The sequence below is a fragment of the Legionella parisiensis genome (assembly GCF_001467945.1).
Classification (GTDB): domain Bacteria; phylum Pseudomonadota; class Gammaproteobacteria; order Legionellales; family Legionellaceae; genus Legionella; species Legionella parisiensis.
In genome coordinates, this window is record NZ_LNYQ01000002.1 from 157060 (window position 1) to 165330 (window position 8271).

Here is an 8271-nt window from a genome sequence, read left to right on the forward strand (position 1 = left end):
ACCTAAAAAAATCAGTTGCACAAATCCATCAGCTACAAAAATTGGCTGACGAATTATTTCTAAATTTCAAATTAGGAAATTTTTTGGCCAGGACTTGGCAATAAAAAGGGTGGTTGAAGAACCCTTCCGTTCAAATACTTTTCTAGTGCCTAGCTAACGTATAAGGAGCTATTTCTTCTCTGACGTTAACTGCTCCGCATGGTTTTTTAGGGTATTGAAAAGGATTTCCTAAATAATATAGAACCAACGGACCAATAGTCTGTAAAATAGGGGTTTTAGCACGTTTTATCAAATTTTAAATTCTTTCAAAATCCCCTTAAAATCAACGCTTATAAGCCATAATTTGCCATATTGAAATTTATTTAGTTTTAAATAAAGTGTCTACATGGCGTCTACATGGAATTTTAGGGGTAAATTATGGCAGAAGCTGAAAAGGGTATTAAATTAACCAAAACCATCGGTGATAAACTTGAACATATCGTTGGAAAAACCCAAACATTTTTTCGTGATAATGATTTGAAGGGCTTCGCTTTAAGAATCACCTCAGGTGGTGTTAAAAGTTTCATCGTTGAAACCAGAATCAACGGCAAGGTTAAAAGAGTGACGCTAGGCAAATATGGTAACCTGACGGTTGAAGAGGCCAGAAAGCAAGCCAAGAGTCTTTTGGGTAGTGTGGCCAGAGGTGATGATCCCATTGCAGAAAAGAAAACTAAGAAAGTTCATGCCATGACCTTACAGCAGGTATTGAATGATTACCTCAAAGCAAGAAAAGATTTAAAACCACGTACTTTAAACGATTATCAATGTGTACTGCATGAAGTAGTCCCTGACTGGCTAGATAAACCACTGGTAAATATTACCCGAGAGATGATTGCCAAACGGCATACCAAGCATGGTCAGGAAAATAGTAAGGCACGCGCCAACAATGCCATGAGGGTATTAAGAGCCATTTTTAATTATGCCATGTATGAATATCAAGATGGCAACGGCCATCCAATTATTACCATTAATCCAGTTAAATACCTCTCGCATACCCGGGCCTGGTATCGAGTGGATAGAAAACAAACGGTCATCAAACCACATCAATTAGCAGACTGGTATAAAGCGGTCATTGTATTGGTGGAGACTGATAATTACCGGAATGCCTTATTGTGGCATGATTATTTTTTGTTACTCTTATTCACCGGCATGCGAAAAATGGAAGCAGCCTCTTTGCGATGGGAGGATATTGATCTCAAATCTAAAACTATCACCTTACAAGATACCAAAAACCACGAAATCCATACTTTGCCCATGTCTGACTTTGTTTATGAGTTAATGGAGCGAAGAAGCCGGAATAAATCCAGTGAGTTTGTATTTCCAGCTGATAGTAAAACTGGTTATATCTGTGAACCTAAAAAGGCGGTGAATAGGGTAGTGGAATTATCTGGTGTTCCATTTACTTTACATGACTTGAGAAGAACTTTTGCGACCATAGCTGATAGCCTTGATTTGCCTGCTTATGCTTTGAAGCGTTTGCTTAATCATAAAATGAATAATGATGTTACAGCAGGATATATCATGAAGGATGTAGAACGATTGCGCAAACCGATGCAGCAGGTTGCCAATTTTATAAAAAAACACATGATGATATGCGAACAGGTATAATGGCTATTTTACACATATCTCAAAATGAGATATAATTTGATTTAACAAGGATATTTATTTGCTATGCATATTATAACTAGAAGAAGAATTACCGAAGCAAAAGCACTTTATCCACAATGCGCATCAGCTCTAGCTGGGTGGTTGAAAGTTGTGGAGGAGAATGAGTTTAAGAGTTTTGCTGAGTTGAAAGCAGTATTTAATAGTATTGATAAAGTGGGTGACTTATTTGTCTTTGATATTGGGGGTAATAAACTCCGTTTGATAGCAAGCATCCATTTTAACCGGAAAAAATTGTATATACGTCATATCTTGACCCATCAAGAATATGACAAAAATAAGTGGAAGGAGTGAGTATGACTGCTTTAGCACACAATAATTATTTAGAAGAGACAATCCAACATTGGAAACATATCTCTCCCATTATCCATGATCCTCAAAATGACGATGAGTATGAGAAACTTGCCAACATGCTTGATCAATTGTTGGATATTGTTGGTGACAATGAGTCGCATGAATTAATAGGGTTAGTTGATGTAATCAGCCATATGATAACTCAGTACGATGAAAACCATGCTGAGCAGCTTCAAAAAGGAAGCGGCATTGAAGCATTAAAATTTCTCATGGAACAGCATGGTTTGGATCAAAGCGATTTTAAAAATGAAATTGGAAGTCAGGGCGTCGTTTCTGAAATATTAAACGGAAAGCGACAACTGAATCTCTCTCATATTAAGAAATTAGCCGAGCGATTTCATGTTACGCCAGCTACTTTTATTGATTAGATTTAAGGTTATAAAGTTCCAGGCAAATGTTTCGTGTTAAGTAAACTCAAAATTCTTAACATGACTCACTTCCCATGTTAAAGAAATCGGATTCTCTTAACATGATCAAATTTAAATCTATAGGTCATAAAATGCGCAGAATTCTATTGATCACCAATACTCATGGAAATTTGGATGTTATCAATCAAAAGGTGATCAAAACCATGAAAGATGTTGAACGGTTGCGGAAAGCCATGCAACAAGTGGCTAATTTTATACTTAAGCATATGATGGAGACTGCGGATATTAGTTAATCAAAAAAATTGAATCGCTTGCACCGTTGCTCTAGCAATTCGAGATATTTTTCCTGCATCGGTTGAGATAAAAAACTGAAACCAATCAGCTCTTGCCATTTTGGTATTACCTGATGGAACTCTTGTACGATCCCATCGATGACGTTCTGATTTAATCCTAATTTTTCAATGGCAAAGTATTTAAGAAAATCACTCTTTGTTAAATTATTTTTTTTTCCTTTTAGAGGTAAAGCCAGTTCTTCTTTAGTATTTTTTTGAGCGATGGTTGAGTTAAGTAAATCGTAGGCTGGTGATATGGAAATTTTTCTATCCTTAGTAATCAGGGAAAAATTTTTTAGATGCATGTCTTCATTGCCGACCAGGAAGTTAAACAACGTCAGCTTAAATAATTTTACGAATTCAATTTTTGGGAATGTACAAAACTGCTGTATGACTGCAATTACTTTTTCCATAGAGCTTTTATATTTTGTATGTCGATCTTCACCTGATAGCTGTGCAAAATCTTCTAAAGCTAACTTTTTATTATGGCCTATTCTATCAAAGCGTTTAATGAAGTAGGTTAAACTGTTGTCTTTAGAATAAACTAAACCATGAACCGGAACATCGAGGCCTATAGTTTTTGCAAGGGTCATAGTAATGGCTTCATTTTCCGGCAATTCTGAGTAAATATCACTTTGTGGTTTTAAAATATACTGACCATATTGATCAACGATTTCAAAACATCCCTGTTTAATCTTTAGTTTGGCACTTAGTTTCTTTTGGACGCCCTGAACAGACATCTTTCCTACACGAGCAATTGCTTCCTGTCGCTGCTCATCAGCACTTAAATCTAATGGACTAAGGTTTTTTAATTGAGGAGAAAGCAAATGCAATCCACGTTGCGAATAGTTTTCCTGGTCACTAATCTTTTCGTAAGTAATAGGGCAGTGTTTCATCTTAGTTCCTCAATAGTCACTGCGCCTACGACATCTTGGCCAACTAGTATCAATTGACCAAAATAATCATTTTTATCAATTTTATATTTACGTAATAGTGCTTCAAGCATAATTCCTTCAGGAAGTAATCCTTCAAAAAAAGGGGGAAACACGTCAAAATCATAGACCTTATTGGTTAACGGCATGGTGAGAGAAACAGGTGCCCCCTGATAATCATTAAGGTAAGTAAATTGATATTTTTTACCTTCTAACTCCTCTAATATTCCAGCTCTAATGCCATTGACTGATACGTATGCTTTTCTCATGTATTATTATCCGTTGTTTGAGGAAAAGGCGTTTCAAATTTCATTTGGATATTCAAAACATCTAATACTTTTAGCAAGGTGCTCAACCGCACAGACTCTTTCCCTTTTTCAATATCATAGATAACTGTCTTGCCGACACCCGCTAAACGGGCTAATTCCTGTTGTGATAAGCCGCTTTGTTTACGGTAGTAATGAACTAAATTGGCAATTTCGTGTGTGGGCATGGAACACCAAAAATTAATTATATATTACTGTTATAGCAGTAAAAATCAAAATAATAAATTTATTGTTGCATTTCTTTGGATTATTTCACTATATATTACTGTTATGGCGGTAAATTTGATTGATTTCCTGATTTTTCCCTATTTATTCATTATAAATTCCTAAAAATTACTGTTATCGCGGTAAATTTAAAGATAGGCAAACGCTGGATAATTTATGCCGCAAGTCCATAAAACTGTTCGAAGAGGGACTGGTTTTCTGCCTTCAGATGCTGTCCATTTCGAAGCATATGATGGAGTTCAATGCCGGAAAGTTGGCTTTGGCTGAGTGAAAAGCCTTAAACCCCTCATGGGTTTTGTGAGTTTCTTGATGAACAGGTGATCCTGCTCCACGATGTTGTTGAGGGTCTTGACTAAGGAGGTAGAGGAATATTTGGCTAGTAAGTTTTATGGAATATGATTTAGGTTGTTTTGATGAGCTGACATGTAAATTGGAACCTTTACCCAATCCTTTTGGGCGTAAGGTGTTACATTTACGCCAATTTTGATAACCTGAGGCAGAAAAACAAATGATGTTTAGGAAAAGCAGCCCAAATAAGCCGCCATTACCGATTTGGCCATATTTTTTCCTGGTATCGTCTTTGTTGGTTAGCTCAAAGATCAACAAAGCCTCTCCATCTTATTCTTTAGAGAATATATTAGAAAATTCATAATTTGAGGAAATTATAGTATGCAGTATGCCTAAAAATTCTCAACACGCGGACAGAAAATAACTTTAAGGTTCACTTTCTTTGATTCTCTGTTTATCTTCATACATCCGTTTATCCGCAATTGTGATAAGTGATTCCGTATCGGTGGCATCTAACGGATATTGTGCAATGCCAATCGCTATGCTTAGATGGATGTCCATTTTAATACTTCGATAGGGGTGATTAAACGTGTCTCTTATCCGCTCTTCCACTTTCTTATAAATCCCTTTTTCTTTGGAATAAGCAATAACGCCGACAAATTCATCACCACCGACCCGAGCCACGAAATCTTCGTTCCGAAAGCAACTTCCTATGCGTTTGGCCGTTTCAACTAGCACTTGATCGCCAATATCATGACCATAGCGATCGTTAATGGACTTAAAGCCGTTTAAATCCATAAAAAAAATACTAACGCTCTGATTTTTTTTGATTTTACGTTTCAGTTCTGCATATAAATAATTTCGATTAGGCAACTTGGTTAGTATGTCATGGTGAGATAAATGCAGAAGTTTTTCTCTGTCTTTCTCTAAGGCCTCCTGTTGTGCGATAGTTTTTTTCTCAAAATAATAAATTTCAATCAAAAATGCCGTCAAAACGGACAAAACTAATATCAGCATAAAACTGAAATTCATTAGTTCAATAGACCACAGCTGCGAGGGTTGCGGTTTAAAAAAGGGTTCATGGGGCAATATTAAAAATGCCATAATCGTAACGACAGTCAAACCGCCAAAAAGCACGAGCCCTCTAAACCCGATCAACGTTGCGGCGATAAGCGGAACCATATAAAACCACACAAATAGCGAAGTGGTAATGCCGCCTGCGATAAAGTTTGCTCCTGTCGTTATCAGATAAAAAAGGCCAGTAAATAAATAACTTGAAAAACTGACGCATTTATATTTTTTTAAAGCCATTAAATTAAGAAAAGAGGCAAGGATCCCAGCTACTAACATCATAATAATCGACCAATGATGAATTTCCGGAATAATGATAATCAGTAGAAAAGCAAAAACTATAACCTCTATGCTAATAACAAATGTCATCCGATACCGACGGGCAAATAAATGGCCATTTATTTGCAAACTTAAATTATCAGACAATGATATTTTTGACATCCATCTAACTTACCAATGACTATTTTCAAAGTATAGCATAGTGGGAATCATTATTTTATCGGACCAATTTACAAGAAGCATTATGTAAAAACGGCTATTCAGCAAAATCTGTGGGTTGATGGAGGCTCTTCAAGATTTTCTCGATAAATTGCTGGATATTGTTGGGGAAGATGAATCTCATGAATTAATTGGCCTGATAGATGTTATAAGTTCAATGATCTCAAAGTATGATGATTCCCATTTCTAATCTAATTGATACAATATTCGTTACTTGAGAATAAATAACGAGTATTTGTATCACCATGCTGTTATAGATATTCTGATTTTGTAGTATTAGTGGATGCAGCTAGCAATAAATTTAGCAAAAGGAAGGATATTTTGATGCACACTTGCCTGTTCCAATGCCTCCATATATTCATTTCTTCTATCCACAGGAATAATAGTCCATGGATAATGACCACTCGCTAACATAACATTCATCAGGAAACGTCCAATTCTGCCATTACCATCTGAATATGGGTGGATATAAACAAAAAAGAAATGACCGAGAACCACTCTAACAGCAGGTTCCTTTTCCTGAATTATTAACTGAAAAAACTCTTCCATTAGTTCACTAACAATTTGCCAACGTGGAGGAATATGTTTTGATTGACGTATAAAAACAGGGCTTCGTCTATATCCTGCCAGATCAGTTGGTTTTAAAAGACCTACAGCAACGCTAGGTTGAAATAATTCTCTATACCAATCCCCATGTTCCTTTTGTATTATTTTTCCGGGGTTGTCTCCATTCAATATTTCCATAAGGCTCTTTTTTACTGATTGGAATGCTTGCCAGTATCCACGGGCGGCTAATGCACTATGGTGATTTCGATCTTGTCCTGTAGCATCGGGATTCCATTGTCCAGAACGAACCTTTTCAATTAAGACAGGGTTTACTTGATAACCTTCAATAGATAGAGAATGATAAGCGTCAGAGACGTAATTTTCGTCAACTTGTTCTAGATATCCTTTAATATCAATTGTCGTAGGATGGGGCTTAGGGAAGTTTTCTCTAACTGTATTGCGCATATCATGCCACATAACTTCCAAACGACTTCGATACGCTGGCTTATAAGTTGCGGAAAAATCTATCGGTGTATTTGTTAAAAACGGATCTTCTTCCCGTATTTGATAACCGGCACTCTCCATGGTTTTTTTGATCTCATCTGCCACGTGAGATTTGCCGATATTTTGGAGTGCGCCACAAATCCTTCCTGCTATCCAAGAATGTCCTTCTTCTAATAGATAATGCAGAAGATCAGATGCACTATTAAACATTGATAGAACGGAACGTGCCTCAGTAGGATATTGAGAAAAAAATTTAGGTGAACAATAGATCAATGCTGGCACTATTGCATAAACTCGCATGTCCTGCTTAATCTCTATATCCTGAGTCGAAGGCATTTTGTATTGTACTGAAAATAAAGAAGTATTATGAGGCAGATCCATATTACGGTTTGTTCCGTTGGGGCTGCGTATCATTAGTTGTTTAGGCACAGTCCAATTTTCCGAATGAAGAAGTAAAGATTGTTCTGGGGAAAGGCACCATTCGTCACCAAATCGTTCATTTAAATATGAAGCACAAAAACTCCAGAAAGAAGCATACCAAGCCGTACTTTCGCCTTTTTGTTCATCAGGTTTTATCGGTACATACCAACCTTTTACAACCTCTTCCAAAAATGCATTTTCTACAAGTCGTTCTCTATGAGTACGGCTAATATCTTTTGATTGGATAGCGTACTTACCTTGTTTTTGTAGATTGTGTAAAACTTCTAGTGACTGCGCTAGTTTTTCTGAAGGTTTCATAATATTTCAATTTATAGGTGTATGTAGAAATTATAGTATATTATGTTGCGGAAATCATAGTATATTATGTTGTTTAAATTATAGTTTATTCGGTTGTGGAAATTATAGTATATTGCGTTATTAAATATCTAAAAATCCTTAAAAAAATTATTAAACATATAGTTAAGTTCGTCTAATATGGATTGTAAGTCCGTCTAATAGGGATATAAATGAATTTTTCTCCTTGAAGACCTTGTAAAAATGCCAGGGACTTCTGGGACAGGTGGGGCATAAGTATGAAAGCGGAAGGCAAGAGTTTTGGCTCTACACCAATTAAGGGGGCACTTTAATCAACTTAGTCTAAACTAAGTCCTTGATTTAGCGATCAAAAGGAGATTAAAGTGCC

Annotated in this window: 9 protein-coding genes and 1 pseudogene; 4 read left to right on the plus strand and 6 right to left on the minus strand. The window is 36.3% G+C overall.

Annotated features, from left to right (window positions below; all coding sequences use genetic code 11):
• The first annotated feature begins 417 nt into the window (after window positions 1-417).
• From Lpar_RS00875 to Lpar_RS00890, 4 genes are all read left to right on the plus strand, one after another.
• Entirely contained in the window at window positions 418-1647 is a 1230-nt protein-coding gene (locus Lpar_RS00875) for a tyrosine-type recombinase/integrase (protein ID WP_058516123.1), read from the plus strand.
• A gap of 63 nt (window positions 1648-1710) precedes the next feature.
• On the plus strand, window positions 1711-1998 hold the full coding sequence (locus Lpar_RS00880) for a type II toxin-antitoxin system HigB family toxin (RefSeq protein ID WP_058516124.1): 288 nt from the start codon (window positions 1711-1713) through the stop codon (window positions 1996-1998).
• Between the two features lie 2 nt (window positions 1999-2000).
• Window positions 2001-2426 carry a helix-turn-helix domain-containing protein gene (locus Lpar_RS00885; protein ID WP_027224014.1) on the plus strand — a complete coding sequence of 142 codons (426 nt, stop codon included), beginning with the start codon at window positions 2001-2003 and terminating at the stop codon, window positions 2424-2426.
• 101 nt (window positions 2427-2527) lie between these two features.
• A complete protein-coding gene (locus tag Lpar_RS00890; RefSeq protein WP_058516125.1) occupies window positions 2528-2719 on the plus strand; it encodes a hypothetical protein in 192 nt (63 codons plus the stop codon).
• On the opposite strand, the gene Lpar_RS00895 is transcribed toward Lpar_RS00890, so the two are convergent.
• The 6 genes and pseudogenes from Lpar_RS00895 to Lpar_RS00920 form a co-directional block, all read right to left on the minus strand.
• Window positions 2716-3654 (minus strand): lpg2370 family Dot/Icm T4SS effector, encoded by a 939-nt coding sequence (locus Lpar_RS00895; protein WP_058516126.1) that lies wholly within the window; start codon window positions 3652-3654, stop codon window positions 2716-2718. The two genes, Lpar_RS00890 and Lpar_RS00895, sit on opposite strands and share 4 nt — an antisense overlap.
• Window positions 3651-3959: a HipA N-terminal domain-containing protein gene (locus Lpar_RS00900; protein WP_027224016.1), complete on the minus strand. Its 309-nt coding sequence runs from the start codon at window positions 3957-3959 to the stop codon at window positions 3651-3653. Before Lpar_RS00900 ends, Lpar_RS00895 begins: the two co-directional genes overlap by 4 nt.
• Window positions 3956-4183, minus strand: coding sequence for a helix-turn-helix transcriptional regulator (locus Lpar_RS00905; protein ID WP_058516127.1), 228 nt, complete (start codon window positions 4181-4183; stop codon window positions 3956-3958). Before Lpar_RS00905 ends, Lpar_RS00900 begins: the two co-directional genes overlap by 4 nt.
• Before the next feature lie 212 nt (window positions 4184-4395).
• Window positions 4396-4594: pseudogene (locus Lpar_RS19290) on the minus strand (DDE-type integrase/transposase/recombinase); the annotation flags it as partial.
• A gap of 361 nt (window positions 4595-4955) precedes the next feature.
• Window positions 4956-6041, minus strand: coding sequence for a GGDEF domain-containing protein (locus tag Lpar_RS18380; RefSeq protein ID WP_058516129.1), 1086 nt, complete (start codon window positions 6039-6041; stop codon window positions 4956-4958).
• Window positions 6042-6374: 333 nt separating this feature from the next.
• Window positions 6375-7886 (minus strand): Fic family protein, encoded by a 1512-nt coding sequence (locus Lpar_RS00920; protein ID WP_058516130.1) that lies wholly within the window; start codon window positions 7884-7886, stop codon window positions 6375-6377.
• Window positions 7887-8271 lie beyond the last annotated feature (385 nt).

What these genes read in the sequence shown, in the direction of transcription:
- Lpar_RS00885 (WP_027224014.1), top strand. Translation starts at nt 2,001, where the DNA reads ATGACTGCTTTAGCACACAATAATTATTTAGAAGAGACAATCCAACAT.
- Lpar_RS00905 (WP_058516127.1), bottom strand. Translation starts at nt 4,183, where the DNA reads ATGCCCACACACGAAATTGCCAATTTAGTTCATTACTACCGTAAACAA.
- Lpar_RS00920 (WP_058516130.1), bottom strand. Translation starts at nt 7,886, where the DNA reads ATGAAACCTTCAGAAAAACTAGCGCAGTCACTAGAAGTTTTACACAAT.
- Lpar_RS18380 (WP_058516129.1), bottom strand. Translation starts at nt 6,041, where the DNA reads ATGTCAAAAATATCATTGTCTGATAATTTAAGTTTGCAAATAAATGGC.
- Lpar_RS00875 (WP_058516123.1), top strand. Translation starts at nt 418, where the DNA reads ATGGCAGAAGCTGAAAAGGGTATTAAATTAACCAAAACCATCGGTGAT.
- Lpar_RS00900 (WP_027224016.1), bottom strand. Translation starts at nt 3,959, where the DNA reads ATGAGAAAAGCATACGTATCAGTCAATGGCATTAGAGCTGGAATATTA.
- Lpar_RS00880 (WP_058516124.1), top strand. Translation starts at nt 1,711, where the DNA reads ATGCATATTATAACTAGAAGAAGAATTACCGAAGCAAAAGCACTTTAT.
- Lpar_RS00895 (WP_058516126.1), bottom strand. Translation starts at nt 3,654, where the DNA reads ATGAAACACTGCCCTATTACTTACGAAAAGATTAGTGACCAGGAAAAC.
- Lpar_RS00890 (WP_058516125.1), top strand. Translation starts at nt 2,528, where the DNA reads ATGATCAAATTTAAATCTATAGGTCATAAAATGCGCAGAATTCTATTG.